The sequence below is a fragment of the Pedobacter anseongensis genome (assembly GCF_037482965.1).
GTDB classification, from domain to species: Bacteria; Bacteroidota; Bacteroidia; order Sphingobacteriales; family Sphingobacteriaceae; genus Pedobacter; species Pedobacter anseongensis.
The window spans coordinates 538,620-554,910 of the sequence record NZ_JBBHKB010000001.1 but is presented as its reverse complement, the minus strand read 5'-3'; the positions used below and the strand labels follow the sequence as shown (position 1 = coordinate 554,910).

At 39.5% G+C, this 16,291-nt stretch carries 12 protein-coding genes; 1 reads left to right on the top strand and 11 read right to left on the bottom strand.

Annotation, left to right across the window (positions count from 1 at the left end; translation table 11 throughout):
- From WG904_RS02595 to WG904_RS02545, 11 genes are all read right to left on the bottom strand, one after another.
- The gene (locus WG904_RS02595; RefSeq protein WP_339577719.1) at nt 1-468 is read right to left on the bottom strand and encodes an FKBP-type peptidyl-prolyl cis-trans isomerase; all 468 of its coding nucleotides are present in this window, start codon (nt 466-468) and stop codon (nt 1-3) included.
- Between the two features lie 90 nt (nt 469-558).
- A complete protein-coding gene (locus tag WG904_RS02590; protein ID WP_339577718.1) occupies nt 559-2,349 on the bottom strand; it encodes an acyl-CoA dehydrogenase FadE in 1,791 nt (596 codons plus the stop codon).
- A gap of 89 nt (nt 2,350-2,438) precedes the next feature.
- Nucleotides 2,439-3,614: an acetyl-CoA C-acyltransferase gene (locus WG904_RS02585; protein ID WP_339577717.1), complete on the bottom strand. Its 1,176-nt coding sequence runs from the start codon at nt 3,612-3,614 to the stop codon at nt 2,439-2,441.
- A gap of 46 nt (nt 3,615-3,660) precedes the next feature.
- The gene (locus tag WG904_RS02580) at nt 3,661-3,855 is read right to left on the bottom strand and encodes a four helix bundle protein (RefSeq protein ID WP_339577716.1); all 195 of its coding nucleotides are present in this window, start codon (nt 3,853-3,855) and stop codon (nt 3,661-3,663) included.
- Between the two features lie 90 nt (nt 3,856-3,945).
- A complete protein-coding gene (locus WG904_RS02575; protein ID WP_339577715.1) occupies nt 3,946-6,315 on the bottom strand; it encodes a 3-hydroxyacyl-CoA dehydrogenase/enoyl-CoA hydratase family protein in 2,370 nt (789 codons plus the stop codon).
- Between the two features lie 55 nt (nt 6,316-6,370).
- Nucleotides 6,371-6,823, bottom strand: a complete 453-nt coding sequence (locus WG904_RS02570) for a MarR family winged helix-turn-helix transcriptional regulator (protein ID WP_339577714.1) — start codon at nt 6,821-6,823, stop codon at nt 6,371-6,373.
- Nucleotides 6,824-6,996: 173 nt separating this feature from the next.
- Nucleotides 6,997-8,334: an OmpA family protein gene (locus WG904_RS02565; protein ID WP_339577713.1), complete on the bottom strand. Its 1,338-nt coding sequence runs from the start codon at nt 8,332-8,334 to the stop codon at nt 6,997-6,999.
- 216 nt (nt 8,335-8,550) lie between these two features.
- Entirely contained in the window at nt 8,551-10,278 is a 1,728-nt protein-coding gene (locus WG904_RS02560; protein WP_339577712.1) for a DUF885 family protein, read from the bottom strand.
- A 1-nt stretch (nt 10,279) separates the two neighbouring features.
- A complete protein-coding gene (locus WG904_RS02555; protein WP_339577711.1) occupies nt 10,280-11,011 on the bottom strand; it encodes a head GIN domain-containing protein in 732 nt (243 codons plus the stop codon).
- 78 nt (nt 11,012-11,089) lie between these two features.
- Nucleotides 11,090-12,751: a M1 family metallopeptidase gene (locus WG904_RS02550; protein ID WP_339577710.1), complete on the bottom strand. Its 1,662-nt coding sequence runs from the start codon at nt 12,749-12,751 to the stop codon at nt 11,090-11,092.
- 3 nt (nt 12,752-12,754) lie between these two features.
- Nucleotides 12,755-14,623: a CocE/NonD family hydrolase gene (locus tag WG904_RS02545; protein ID WP_339577709.1), complete on the bottom strand. Its 1,869-nt coding sequence runs from the start codon at nt 14,621-14,623 to the stop codon at nt 12,755-12,757.
- A gap of 254 nt (nt 14,624-14,877) precedes the next feature.
- Here WG904_RS02545 and lpdA point away from each other — a divergent pair, with 254 nt between their 5' ends.
- Complete coding sequence (lpdA, locus tag WG904_RS02540; RefSeq protein ID WP_339577708.1) at nt 14,878-16,284, top strand: dihydrolipoyl dehydrogenase; 1,407 nt, start codon at nt 14,878-14,880, stop codon at nt 16,282-16,284.
- Nucleotides 16,285-16,291: the final 7 nt, after the last annotated feature.

The window sequence follows — 16,291 nt, the reverse complement described above, 5'->3', positions numbered from 1 at the left end:
CTATTGTGCATTAATTAGTTCGATAGTGAAGTCTAAAACGGAGTTTTCTGGAATACCTACGCGCGACTGATTCATGTAAGCTAAAGTAGAAGGAATAAGTAATCGGATTTTTCCACCTTTTTGAATGAGGGGGATACCGATTTGCCATCCTGGTATTAAAGCACCTAACGAAAACGTTACTGCCGACGTAGATTTGTCGAATACCGATCCATTTAATAATTTTCCTTCGTAGTTAACGGTAACTTGGGTGGCACCTGAATAACTTATATTGCCACTACCCGGAGCAATGATTTGATAATATACTCCTGAGCTATGTTTAACCGCAACAATACTGTTTTTGGCAATAAAATCTTTAATTAAAGCATCGTCTACCGCTAATTGTTTCTCTTGGTCGTATTCTTCTTTTTTACACGATGAGAAAGCTCCCAAGGCTAAAAAAAGCACTAATAAAATCTTCGTTTTTAACATAATTGCACAAAAATAAGCTTTTATTGTGGATAGCACAATATTTAACCAATTTTAACAGTTGGGAAGGGAGTAGTGAGTACTAAATCTTCTCTAAAAACAATACCTATTCGCTGCAATAATCTCCTGGGCTACATTTTGGCGTGCTTGTTTCACATTAAAAGGTTCCATTTTGGTAAATCTTCGCAAGCCCACTAACATCATGCGTTGTTCATCGCCCTCGGCAAATGCCCATAATGCTTCTTTTCCTGCTTTTTGCAAACCGTCTACTGCCTCAACAAAATAGATACGCATCAGGTCGAGCTGACCTTTACATGCATCTTCGCCTCGCAAACTCACCAATTTCTCGGTTCTAAGCATAGCCGATTCGGCTACATATACATAGCTTGCCATGTCGGCAATGTTCATTAAAATTTCTTGCTCTTTTGAAAGGCTCATCATCAGTTTTTGTACAGCGGCACCAGCTACCATTAGCGTTGCTTTTTTTAAGTTGGCGATGATTTTCTTTTCTGCCGCAAACAAGGTAGTATCTTCTTCACCGAAATCGGGAATCGACATTAATTCGGCAGCCACTGCCGTTGCTGGTGTCATCAAATCTAGCTCTCCTTTCATCGCGCGCTTTAACATCATATCAACTGTTAATAGGCGGTTAATTTCGTTCGTGCCTTCGAAAATTCGGTTAATACGCGCATCGCGATACGATCTGTCCATAGGTGCATCGGCACTAAAGCCCATGCCGCCATAAATCTGAACACCTTCATCTACCGTATAATCTAAAACTTCAGACCCCCAAACTTTTAAAATCGCACATTCTACCGCAAACTGTTCTGTCGATTTTAACTTTGCCTTACTCGCATCCATTCCGCCGGCAACTAACGAATCGTATGCATCGTCGATGTTTTGTCCCGCTCTATAATTCGCAGCCTCAACCGCATAGATTTTAGCGGCCATTTCGGCGATTTTAAACCGTATAGCGCCATATTTAGAAATCTGACGGTCGAATTGAATACGCTCGTTCGAGTAGTTAACCGCGAGACTCAATACTTCTTTCGATCCGCCAACAGCTGCTGCTGCTAATTTAATTCTACCAATATTTAGAATGTTTACGGCAATCTTAAATCCATTTTCTCTATCAGAAAGCATATTTTCTATGGGTACATTACAATCGTTAAAGAAAACCTGACGAGTAGATGAGCCTTTAATTCCCATTTTATGTTCTTCAGGATTCATGGTGATGCCCCCAAAATTTTTCTCAACAATAAAAGCAGTTAAGTTTTTATCGTCGTCTATCTTCGCAAAAACAATAAAAATATCGGCAAATCCCCCATTGGTAATCCACATTTTTTGTCCGTTGATTACATAATACTTGCCATCTGCACTGAGCTTAGCTTTTGTTTTGCCAGAATTCGCATCTGAGCCCGAATTTGGCTCTGTTAAGCAATACGAAGCCTTCCATTCGCCCGTTCCGAGTTTAGGGATATATTTAGCTTTTTGCTCTTCATTTCCATAATAAAGGATGGGAAGTGTGCCAATACCTGTATGTGCCGATAAGGCAACCGCAAAAGAGTGACCCGCCCCGCATACATCGGCTACTAACATCGATGTATTAAAGTTCTTCCCAAAACCGCCGTAAGCTTCGGGAATGGAAACACCTAAAATACCCAGTTCTCCGGCCTTATCCATTAAAGCAGGCATTAAGCCCTCTTCCTGACTATCTATTCTATCCAATATGGGATGAATTTCTGCAGCTAAAAAATCGCGACAAGTTTGCGCAATCATCTGCTGCTCTTCATCAAATTCTTCAGGGATAAAAACGTCTTGATAGGATGTTTCTGTAATTAGGAATTCTCCTCCTTTGATTGATTTTTTGTCTGTAGTTTCCATTTTTTAGATTTTAGATATGAGATGTGAGACCTGCTAAAGAACCTAACTCAAATCGTGTTAATTTTTTTAATTTAATTTTTCGCTAGGCGCTAATACACCTCAAAAACCCCTGCGGCTCCTTGTCCTGTTCCCACGCACATCGTTACCATTCCGTATTTTTTATTTTGTCGTTTTAACTCATTAAAAAGTTGAACTGATAATTTTGCGCCAGTACATCCGAGTGGATGACCGAGTGCAATCGCCCCTCCATTTACGTTAATTTTGCTTTGGTCTAGGCCTAAAGTTCTAATGATGGCGAGCGACTGTGAAGCAAAAGCTTCATTTAGCTCGATTAAATCCATATCTTCTTGTTTTAATCCTGCTTGATTTAAGGCTTTTGGAATGGCTTCTATCGGGCCAATACCCATTATACGAGGCGGAACACCGGCAACACCGTAGCTTACTAAACGGGCAATAGGTTCAGCACCTAATTCTTTCATTTTCTTTTCAGATACGACTAACACAAAAGCCGCTCCGTCTGAAGTTTGCGATGCATTCCCTGCAGTAACGCTTCCATTCAATGCAAATACGGGTTTAAGCTTCGCTAATTTCTCTAATGTGGTATCGGCTCTTGGTCCTTCATCAGTGTCTACTACATACGAACGCGTTTGTTTTTTCATATTCGCATCTAAATAGGTTTCGGTTACCGTAATGGGTAATACACCAGCTTTTAAATGACCGTTTTTTATGGCTTCAACTGCTTTTAGATGCGAACGATACGAGAATTCATCCTGATCTTCGCGGTTTACGTTATATTCTTTAGCCACCGCTTCGGCGGTTAAACCCATGCCCCAATACCAATCGGGATTTGTTTTGGCAACTTCGGGGTTTGGTACAAGTTTCCATCCGCCAAATGGCATACCCGACATAATTTCTACCCCTCCAGCTACGATGCACTCGGCCATGCCTGCTTTAATTTTAGCGACAGCAGTAGCGATAGTGTCTAAACCCGATGCACAATAGCGATTAATGGTTACACCCGGTACCTTGTCGGTATCGAGACCCATTAGGCTTATCATACGTGCAATATTTAAGCCTTGCTCGGCTTCTGGCGTAGCATTACCAACAATCACATCATCGATCTGTTCTTTATCGAGATTAGGTACTGAGGCAACCAATTCGCGTATAACATTGGCAGCGAGTTCGTCTGCACGAGTAAAACGAAATACGCCACGAGGGGCTTTGCCAACTGCTGTTCTTAACCCTGCTATTATGTATGCTTCCATTTTATTAGATTTGAGATTTGAGATATGAGATTTGAGACAAGCTCGCTCACACAAAACAAATCGTGTTAACTTTTAATAGATTTGTGAGGTAAGACATTAAGGATATTGATACTGCTGCCCTTCGTGATTGGCTAGTTAATCCAAAACGCGCATTGACTGGAAATCTTGCAGTTGCTTTGTAAACATCCACTGTTAAATCGATAGCCTCGTTCCAAATTTTTATCTCCGTAAGTTTATTCATCTTCTCTATTTAATTTAGTGGTTATTGCCTTTTAAGCGCTGAATCATGCTATCTGCACCAATCTCACACCTCACATCTCAATACCTTCTCCTAATTCCTTAACGGTTTTCCCTTTGTAACTATTGATTGTATTCTTTCAAGAGTTTTCCTTTCCCCGCAGAGCGATAAAAATGCTTCTCGCTCCAAATCCAATAAATATTGCTCGGTTACTTCTGTTGGGGACGATAAATCACCTCCGCACATCACCCATCCTAATTTTTCGGAGATTTTTTTATCGTGTTCTGAAATGTATTGACCCGAATACATGGTGTTAGCACCTGCATATACAATGCCTAAACCTTGCTTGCCCAACACTTTAATGTCTTTTCGTTGAATGGGTTTAGTATATCCGGCATCAGCCAATTCAATTGCTTTTGCTTTGGCATCCGCAATTAGACGATTTCTATTCATCGAGATGGCATACTTATCTTTTTGGAGATAACCCAACTCAAAGGCTTCAACCGCAGATGTCGATACTTTTGCCATGCCTATCGTTAAAAAACGGTCTTTCATCGTATTTTGCACAATTTGATCGGCCTTGTACTCGTCTGATGCGCGTAAGGCAAACTCTTTAGAACCTCCACCACCTGGGATTACACCCACACCAAATTCGACCAAGCCCATATAGGTTTCGGCATTTAGCTGTACAAAATCGGCATGTAAACTAAATTCACACCCACCACCCAATGTTAAATTATGTGGCGCTACCACAACAGGAATAGATGAGTAACGGATGCGCATGGAGGTATTCTGAAACATCCTTACGGCCATATTTAATTCTTCCCATTCTTGCTCAACAGCCATCATAAAAATCATGCCCACATTAGCGCCTGCCGAGAAGTTTGCTCCATCATTTCCAATTACAACACCACGATAATCTTTTTCGGCCATATCGATAGCCTTGTTTATGGCGCTAAGCGTATCGCCCCCAATGGTATTCATTTTCGAATGAAACTCTACATTTAGAATGCCATCGCCAAGGTCGATAATAGAAGCTCCCGAATTCTTCCAAAGCACTTTATTTGCTCTTAAGTTATCGAGTATGATAAAATTGTCGGTACCAGGAATTACTTTATAGCTTTTTGAAGGAATATCATAATACTTTTTAACCCCATCTTCTACTTTGTAAAAACTTGTATTTCCGGCGGCTAGCATTTCGGTTACCCAAGCTGCTGGTGTGTTACCGTATTTATTCATGCCTTCTATGGCTTCGCTTAAACCTACAGCATCCCATACTTCGAACGGACCGAGGTCCCATCCAAAACCTGCCCGCATCGCATCGTCTATACGATATAATTCATCAGCTATTTCTGGTATGCGATCTGAAACATATTCGAACAAACCAAAGAACGACGCTCTAAATAATTCACCGGCTTTATCTTTTCCGGCTGCAAAAATTTTCATCCGATCTTTTACATTTTCGATCGTTTTAGTGATCTCTAATGTAGCCGATTTTACTTTTTGCTGCGGTTTATATTCTAGTGTTTTTAAATCGAGTGCTAAGATTTCGGTTTTGCCATCGGCAGACTTCGTTTTCTTGTAAAAGCCCTGCTTCGTTTTATCGCCCAGCCAATTATTGGCCTCCATTTTTTGCACATATGCCGGAAGTTGAAATAAATCGTGTGCTTTATCATCTGGACAATTGTCGAATAATCCTTTAGAAACCTTGATCATGGTGTCTAGACCTACTACGTCTGTAGTACGGAAAGTGGCCGATTTTGGCCTGCCCAGTGCTGGCCCAGTAAACTTATCAATTTCTTCTACGGTTAAATCCATTTTTTCTACCAAATGGAGTAAAGCCATAATCGAATACACCCCAACTCGGTTTGCAATAAAGGCAGGAGTATCCTTACATAAAACGGTCGTTTTACCTAAAAATTTATCGCCATAATGCATGAGGAAATCGACCAATTCTGGCTTAGTATCTGGTGTTGGAATTATTTCTAATAAGCGTAAATAACGTGGTGGATTAAAGAAGTGAGTTCCACAAAAATGCGCTTTAAAATCTTCGCTTCTTCCTTCGCCCATCATGTGAATTGGAATTCCCGACGTATTGGAAGTGATTAAAGTGCCTGGCTTGCGAAATTGTTCTACCTGCTCGAAAACCTTTTGCTTGATGCCTAAATTTTCTATAACAACTTCGATAATCCAATCGTAATTGGCAATTTTTGGCATGTCGTCTTCAAAATTACCAGTGGTAATTCGATTCACGTACGATTTGCTGTAAATAGGAGAGGGATTGGTTTTTAGCGTGGTTTGTAAAGCTGTATTTACAATCTGGTTTTTATCGCCCTCTTTTGGCGCAATATCTAAAAGTAAAACCTCAACGCCAATATTTGCGAAGTGACAGGCAATGCGCGAGCCCATAATACCCGAGCCTAATACAGCAACTTTATTTATTGGTTTTTTTAGTAAATTCATTTTTCCAGCGGTTAAAAAGCTATAATGATTTCAACATTATTTTTCTATACTTAAATCATTGTTGTTGTTCATTGTTATCGTTTTGAGCATAAGCCAACGTTAATTGGTTCACTTTAGTTAAGGATTCAATCAGTTGTGCTTTCTCTTTCGCATTGAGATGTAAGTTCAAATATTCGTTAAAAGAAATTACTACGTTTCTAGCAAGTTTTCTTTTTTCGATACCAAAAGGAGTTAAAAAAACTTTTACCGAGCGCTTATCGCCACTGGCTGTTTCTCTATAAATGAGTCCAAGTTCTTCCATGTTATTAAGCATACGCGATAAACTGGTTGCTTTTACACCTAATAATGCAGCTAACGCCGAAACAGCGGTGCCTTCTGCTTCGATATTAATAAGTACATAGCCTATTGCCTGTGTGATACCAAAACCCGAAGCAATTTGATTATAAGTGTTAGACACGTTTTGCCATACAACTTTTAAAAAGTAATCTACAGTATCTTGTTGCTTCATTCGTTTGCTTATATTTGTAGGGTTCGACCTGTTAATTGCTATGCTTGCATAACAAATTTAAATGAATTAATATTAGGATGCAAGAGCAAAGTGAAAATAATTTTTGTAAAAAAGGTATAAAACAAAAAAACGCCCCAAAATTCGGGGCGCTTTCTATTTGTGTGTTAATTCGTTTAATAAAGTGTAAATTCTACTCTCCTGTTTTGTTGGCGCCCCTCTAAGGTAGCATTTGTAGCGATAGGTTGTCCTTCGCCAAAGCCTATAGCTTCGATTCTGCTTGCATTTGCACCTTTAGCAACTAAATATGCTTTTACAGACTCAGCTCTATCTTTAGATAAACGCATATTTAACTGATCTGAACCTGTATTGTCGGTATGTCCCGCTAATTTTAAGCTAAAGTTTTTATCCACTAACAAACTAGCAACTTTATTTAGTGTTGCATACGATTTCGGTCTAATGGTTGCTTTTCCTAAATCAAATTCTAGGTTCGCAATGGCATCAGCAACTACTTTACGATCAGCTTCTGTTATGATCACTCTTTCAGTAATTTGTGGAGCAGGAACTTTAAGTGGACAACCGGCACCATCTACCACAGTACCTGTAGGTGTACCTGCACATTTATCCAATTTATCGGCTACACCATCACCATCGCTATCTTTTAATAGATCTGAAACTAAAGTATTCATCTCGGTGCGTAGTTTTGCATTTTCTGCTTTTTGCGCATCTAAATCAGATTTTAAGGCGTTTGCAGCATTTTTAGCTGCTAAAGCTTCATCGTAGGTTGCAGCTGTTGGACTAAAAAAGGCTAACTGCTGATCTCCTTTTCCAAATACAAATTCCAATCCCCCATAGGCGTAAGTATACTTATCATTCGTTGCAGTAGTATAGCCATCTAGTTTTGAGCCATTTACAAAATTTGTGGTAGCTCCTAGGTCTAAGTTAATGCTATTAGATAACCTAAATTTTATCCCTGCACCAACAGGAATAACAGTGTTGTTAACTTCTTTGTTGGTTGCGGTTACATTCGTCTTAGTGGTAGTAGTTGTAGTGAAATGTACAAAGCCTGCTCCGGCTGAAGCGTAAAATTGTGCACCATTTTGTTGTTTAAACATACTCCAATTAAACATATTAATTACAGCGCTTAAAGTTGCTGAATAGTTAATATCCGTGTTAAAAGAAGAGTAAGGACTCGTATTGAATGTACCATCATTGTAAGGCTCGGCATTGTCTGCTTTCAAGGAGCCCCTTAAACCATCTGCACGTAGCGAAAAATACGGCGTAATTTGCTTTTTGATGTACAATCCATATCCAAATTCTGGTTTTGAAGAGTTAGAGAAATCTTCCTTTCCACTAAAGGGTGAAACAGGAGAAAGTGCACCTGCGTTTACGCCAATAGACCATGTTTTAAACATGGGTTTTAAAGGAGTAGCGACCTGTTGGGCGTTAACATTTGTTCCAATAAATAATGCAACAACTGCAAGTGGTAACGTTTTTAATAATTGTGTTTTCATAAGATTTGAAGATATATAAGTGTATATTACTCATACTATTCAATAGCTATACCAAAACAGAGTTGAACTTTTAGTCGTCTTATTTGTAACGTTTTACGATTAATTGCAGTCTTAAAAATTGTTAAATAAATTGTGCATTATGCCATACACAAGTGTAGGAGGGGATGGAAACAACAAAATATCCCCTTTGTTTGAGTGTTAGCGCCATTTGGAGTATTATTTTATGTCACCAGCAAACTTCCATTTTGTAGTAAAATTTTCGGGCAGCAGCTGATTTGTTAAAAGTGCACGGACCATTTCTACTGGCATATTATTTTCTTTTAAAATGCGATCGTGAAATTGGATATTGGTCATTTTGCCACTGGCTACCAATTCTTTATGTAAAGCTCTAAATTCTAGTCCCCCTAACATATAGCCGATTTGATAAAGTGGGCCATAGCCTCCAGTAAACGATCGGCGCACTTCGGCCTCGGCATTTGCACGCTCAAACCCAACTCGCTCTACTAAAAAGTCGATACATTGTTTAGGCGTCCATTTGTTTAAATGATAATTCATGGAGAAGATAATCCGCGCACAGCGGTGCATGCGCCAAAACAACATCCCGATTTTGTCTTCAGGCGATTTAGGGAAATTTTTATCCCAAAGGAGCATTTCCCAGTAGAGCGACCAACCTTCAGTCCAAAATGGAGTGCTAAAGCCTCTGCGATAGGGTTTATATCTGCTTTGCATATAATATTGCAAGTTATGTCCAGGTATTAATTCATGAAAAACAACTGCCCGAGAAAAGTGTCTATTATTTCCTTTCAAGGTCATCATTTTGCTCTCTTCACTCATATCCTCAGTGGGGTAAGCGATAAGCACAGACTCACCACCCAAAAAGAATGGGGCGGTTAATTGCTCTTGTGGACTTAACATGCGCATCCTCCAACCTTCTTTAGCCATTTCAGGAACAGTTACCAACTTATTCTTTTCTACAAAATCTATCGCTTCGTTGGCCAATTCAAATACGAGTTCAGGTTGTTTTCCCAATGCAGGATAATCGTTTTTTACCTTTTCGAGCGCCTTTTTCCAGTCGCTGCCAAAGCCCATTTCTGTACTTGCTTTAATCATCTCTGCATCGCACCAAGCAAACTCTCTCCTAGCGATCGCTTCAATTTGCTCAGGTGTATACGCAATCATTTCGTCGTTTAACAAGCTTAAAAAAGCTGTCCGACCAATCGGATTCCCTAAAATGCCACTTCCATCGTCTTTGGTAACCGACAGTTTTGCAGTTTTACCAAGTTCGCTAGCGTAATCTCCCAATGCTCGTACCACATCTTGATAGATGCTTTTAGTTGCTTTGGTAAATTGTGGGTCGTACCCATCATAAAATCGATAGGCTTCTGTAAATACATTTGTATATTGATTAACCGTTTGCTGTGCCCAATTAGCTTGAAGTGGGCTTATAACTAGCTGTTTAGACTTCACAGCTTCAGCAGTGGCATTAATATCGTCTTTAAGTTTTGCAAATAGCAATGCTGTATTAGCGCCATCTTGTTGGGTTCCAATTCTACGTTTTTTCTCGAAATCTAGTATTGTTTTTACAAAAGGGATGGTAAAATTGTTGCTTTTAAATTCGGTATAGTTGGCTTGTAACGCCCTTGCGTCAACATTAATATCACGCTTAATCAACGTATAGTCTACTCGTTCGTTAACGCTTAACTTCTCAAACGGCAAGGCTTTTAATTTAGTTATCCAGCCGGTGTAAAAACTTTGCATGCGCAAAAAATATTCTTCAGAACGTTTTAGCGTATACTTTCTATTCAGCATGGTCTCATCAGATTGGTATTGATTGATGAAAGGGCTAATCGCACTCGCTTCGTTCGAGGGAAGGGAGGTGGTGTTTTGAGCTGATGCTGAACTGAGGTTTATTACAAATAGTAGGGCGAAAAAAGTGTAACGCATATTATATTTTTCTAACTCTACCAGAGCCCGTTACTCTTTTCTCTACTTTTGCGTTTCCGCTATAGTTGATTGAGCCTGAACCGCTAATTACGGCTTCGATATTGTCTTCGGCATTCACATTTACTGTACCTGAACCGCTCACTACCGATGATAGGCTACCCACAGAAAATCCTTTATTGGTAAACGAACCAGATCCGCTAACTACAATACTAGCATCTTTGGCGCTGCCCGAAATATTTAAATTTCCTGATCCACTAATTACACCCGTGTAGCTAGTTACATCCGCGCTTGCCGAAATACTCCCTGAGCCACTTAACGTAGTTGCTAGTTCTGTGGTTTTTATTTTTCCTTTTACAGACATTGATCCATTTCCGCTCATGGTTAAACTTTTAATGGTTTTAGCTGTTACGTAAGCGGTAATTTTCTTATTCTGATATTTTCTTTCCCAGCTGGTCCAGCTGTTTTGGGGTCTGATAACTAATATATTTCCTTTAACCTCAGTTATTAGTGTTGCAATCGCATCAGTGTCGCCCTCAAAACGTAAACTTTCGGTACTGCCTAACGTAACAACAACGTGTATCGGACCGCCAGCGGCCACCCCATTAAAGTTTTTTACTACGCGTTCGTCTTGTTTAGCTAACTTAACCACAATAGGTTGATCTGCCAAAACAGGTGCTACTGTTAAGGATAAAAATGCCAAAATAAGGCTAAAGGATATAAAATTACGGTTCATTTTTTTATGTTTTTGTTTTAGATTTTATTATAAGACGATAGTAAGGTTTAAAACGTTGCATCTGCATTAAAAAATTAGCTAATTCGCTACTTTTCGAATCCTCACATAAAAACCAGGATCTACTTTAAAAGTATCCATGGTTACCGAATTATCCACTTTACTAATTTTCCATTCGTTTGTTGGATAGACCAGGGTATAGGAATTTGCCTTTAGCGAAATTTTCACTGGCATATCGAAACCTTTTACATCGGTAATCCACCGATATTGAACAATGCCATTCTCCACTTTATATTCTAATACTGGTATTTTCGCATTACGCAGGTATTGATCGAAAACTTTATCCAGTTTTAATCCGCTTCGCTTTGCAATGTAAGCTTCTACTTCAGCAGAAGTAGTGGTGGTATGATAAAATTTCTTATTAAGCCCCCTCAAAATACCCCTAAATTTCTCATCATTATTTATAAGCTGACGAATAGTATGCAGTAAATTAGCGCCTTTCGGATACATATCGCCATCACCTTCTTTATTTACATTATAAGGACCAATAATCGGTCCGCGATTACCAATTCCTCTTCTTAAGCCAATTAAATATGCTTCTCCCTCTTTTTTACCTTGGGTATATTCTGTAAATAAAGCTTCCGAATAACTGGTAAAGCCTTCGTGAACCCACATATCGGCAATATCTTTTGTGGTTATATTATTGGCGAACCATTCGTGCCCACTCTCGTGAACCGTAATATAATCCCATTTTAAGCCATAGCCTGTACCCGACAAATCCCGGCCTAAATATCCTTTCTTAAACTGATTTCCATAGGCTACCGCACTTTGATGTTCCATCCCTAAATGAGGGGCTTGCACTAATTTATAGCCATCTTTATACCAGGGGTAAGGGCCAAACCAATGTTCGAAAGCGGCAAGCATTGGTTTTACATCCGCATCCCAATGCGGACGAGCTATGGCACTATCTTCTTTAAGCGACCAGAAATCTATCGATAGCGGTCCATTCTCCCCATTAAATGTATCGGTCCAATGTGCATATTTACCAATATAGAACGAAACGGTATAATTATTAATCGGATTAGCTACAAACCAATTGTGCTGGCGATAACCGTCACCTTTGTCTACAATGCTACGTAAACGGCCATTTGATACTTCATCCAAATCTTTAGGTACAGCGATGCTAATTAACATACTGTCTACCTCATCACTTTGGTGGTCTTTAGTTGGCCACCACACACTGGCCCCTAAACCTTGACAGGCTACCGACACAAATGGGTTTCCACTTTTATCCTTTTTGAAAATAAAGCCGCCGTCCCATGGTGGGTTACGCGCTATTGGCGGATTGCCATTGTACCAAACCGTGAATCGGTCTTTACTACCTTTTTTAATCATTTTAGGGAAAGTTATAAATACCGCCCCGAATTCGCGTGTGTAGGGTAATTCTACGCCTCTATATACTATTTTGTCGATTTTTAAGTTGGCAAATAAATCGAATTGCAGCTTCGTAAAATCCTGTGTTGCTGTAAACGCAAATTCGTTGCTTCCACTTACCGATTTGTTTTCCAAATCAATTTTCACATCTAAGTGGTAATAGTTAATATCGTAACAGGTGCGTAAAGGGGTAAGCATGCCACGTAAGGTATCGGCCTTGGTGTAGGTCTGCTTTCTATTTAAAAGCTGTGCGTTTGCGTTAATATAAAATACGAAAAGTATAAATAGTGATACTAGTATTTTTTTCATTAATTATGGTTTTAAAACTTTAACAGTTATAAACGAACTGTTATTAGTGTCGTGGTAAATTTTATGTGTTGCTTTCTGAAAATCCTTAGGCTCGGCCAAATAAATGTTCATAAATTTTTGAGGGTTTCTATCCGCCAATGGGAACCATGAATTTTGAATTTGAATCATAATTCGATGTCCTTTTTTAAAGGTATGCGCCACATCGGGTAGGGCATAGCTTACTTTGGTGATAGCTCCTGGAACAAATGGTTCTGGTTTTTCGAAACTATTGCGGTATTTGCCGCGTAAAATCTCACCTCTGACCAGCATTTCGTAGCCCCCCATCATTACGCCAGTAGGATTTGGTGAGGGATTTGGGGCATCTTCTGGATATACATCAATTAACTTCACCACATAATCGGCATCCGTTCCGGTAGTAGAAACAACTAAATTGGCTAAAACCGGGCCAGTTAATGTAACATCTTCTTTTAAAACATCGGTTTGATAGGTTTTAACATCGGGGCGTCGGGCTGCAAAACGTTGATCGTCTACCATATATTCTCTTGTGCGACTGGCTTGAACACCATTCTGATAAGGAACTGGACTTGCGGGATCACTCACATACTCGTCCCAACTATCGGTGCGACCTACTTTTTCGAAGGCTAATTTGCCATTAGGGTGAAGATATAGGTTTTTATTCTCGGTAGCTAAGGGTGGCCAAGCACTAAATTTTTTCCACTCATTACTCCCCGATACAAATATATTAGCTTCGGCAGGTTTAAAATCGCCTTCGCCTTTAAGGTAATATTTGAAAAAAGGCAACTCTAAATTTTGTTGGTAATAAGTGCTAGTAGGTTGACCGAATTGAATGTCGCCAAAGCTACTTCCGGCACTACGTACCCAGCCTCCATGAAACCACGGACCAGCCACCAAAATGTTATTGGCACCTGGGTTTTGTTTTTCGATGGCTTTATAGGTCGCAAAAGTACCATACGCATCTTCGGCATCAAAAAATCCACCCACCACCATAACTGCAGGTTTTACATTCGTTAAATGGGGAGTAATTAAGCGCGCTTTCCAAAAGGTATCGAGATTAGGATGTTTAAATAAGTTGTTCCAAAACTTGATACTATCGGCAAAGTATTTTTCTTTAAGGTTTTTAACCGAACCCGCTTCTAAATAAAAACGATAATTATCTTGAATGGCAAATTTAAAAGGTTTTGGTCCTTTATCTGGTGTAATTGGCTTCGGTCTGGGTACACCAAAACTGGTCATAAATCTAAAGGCATCCATTAAAAATAGCGCACCTCCATGATGAAAATCATCACCAATAAACCAATCGGTTACAGGTGCCTGAGGCGAAACTGCTTTTAGTGCAGGATGGGCGTTAGGTAAGGAGGTAGTTGAATAAAATCCAGGATATGAAATACCAGAAATGCCTACTTTGCCATTGTTGTTTGGAATATTTTTAATTAACCAATCAATCGTGTCGTAGGTGTCGGTACTTTCATCAATGTCTTTCGGACCTTTTTTTAGCGTTTGCGGTCTAATATCTTCAAAATTTCCTTCACTCATCCATCGCCCACGCACATCTTGGTACACAAAAATAAAACCTTCTTTCATCAAAGCGGGAAAAGTTCCCAAGCTGAGTTTGTAGTTGTCTTGGCCATAAGGGGCAACTGTATAAGGGGTACGCGACATTAAAAAGGGATATTTTTTACTTTGATCTTTCGGCAGGTAAATCGATGTAAATAGTTTAACACCGTCGCGCATGGTAATTTGGCGCTCTATTTTGGTGTAATGACTTCTTACATAAGCCGAATCGGTTTCTTGTGCATAGGCTGTTGAAAATAGACATAAAACAAATAGCAGGCAAAAACTTAACTTCTTCATGATACTGGATTTGGTGATTTAAGCTGAATTAAAGTATAAATATAGAAAATACGGTGTTAATTGTTGCAAGGCGATAAATAAGTTACAGGAGGGGTGTTAAAATGGTGTAAAGTTGAAATGTTTTAATTGTTTAAGCTTTCTTCCGTAGTCATTCTTAGGGGCATAGCATTTTTCAACCTTTCAACTTTCCAACCAATTATACTTCAAATTTCTCAACAGATTGCGTACCTTTGTATTATAAAATTCTTTAAAATATGCAATACGATGTAGTTGTTATTGGCTCGGGTCCGGGCGGTTATGTAGGTGCCATTCGCTGTGCACAATTAGGCTTAAAAACGGCAGTAGTAGAAAAATATAAAACCTATGGTGGTACTTGCTTAAATGTAGGTTGCATTCCATCAAAAGCCTTGTTAGATTCGTCAGAGCATTTTCATAATGCAGCACATACTTTTACGACTCATGGTATTAACCTTAAAGATTTAAAGGTTGATATGAAGCAAATGATTGCACGTAAAAACGATGTAGTTTTACAAAATACCGCAGGTATTACCTATTTGTTTAAGAAAAATAAAATTGATGCTTTTGAAGGTGTAGGTTCTTTTGTGGATAAAAATACCATTTCGATTGCCAAGGCGGATGGTACAACAGAAACCCTAACGACAAAAAACGTAATCATCGCAACGGGCTCTAAACCTACTGCGCTACCATTTTTGCCTATTGATAAAAAACGAATTATTACGTCTACCGAAGCGTTAAACATTACTGAAGTTCCTAAAACTATGGTGGTAATTGGGGGCGGTGTAATTGGGTTAGAATTAGGCTCTGTTTACGCCCGTTTAGGTACAAAAGTTTCTGTAATAGAATTTATGCCTTCCATAATTGGGACCATGGATGCTGGCTTAGGAAAAGAATTACAACGGGTTTTAAAGAAATCGTTAGGTATGGAGTTCTTTATGGGCCACAAAGTAACTGGCGCAACTACAAAAGGTAAAACCGTTACCGTAACAGCAGATAATGCAAAGGGCGAATCGATCAAGTTTGAAGCCGACTATTGTATTGTTGCCGTAGGCAGAACAGCTTATAGCGAAGGTTTAGGCCTCGATAAAATTGGAATTACGGTAGAAGAGCGTGGAAAGAAAATTCCGGTTAATGCACATTTAGAAACTTCGGTTAAAGGGGTTTACGCCATAGGCGATGTAATTACAGGAGCCATGTTAGCGCATAAGGCAGAAGATGAAGGAATTTACGTAGCTGAAACCATTGCGGGTCAAAAGCCACATATTAATTATAACTTAATTCCAGGAGTTGTGTATACTTGGCCAGAGGTTGCTTCAGTAGGGCAAACCGAAGAACAATTAAAAGCGGCTGGAGTGAAATATAAAACGGGATCTTTCCCTTTTAAAGCAAGCGGAAGAGCTAAAGCAAGTATGGATACCGATGGGTTTGTAAAAGTGCTAGCGGATGAAGCTACTGATGAAGTTTTAGGTGTACATATGATTGGTCCACGTGCCGCAGATATGATTGCTGAAGCCGTAGTGGCTATGGAATTCCGTGCTTCGGCCGAAGATATTGCTAGAATTTGCCATGCACACCCAACTTATACAGAAGCACTTAAAGAAGCTGCCATGGCCGCTACTGAGAATAGAGCGATACATATATAGCGCTAGC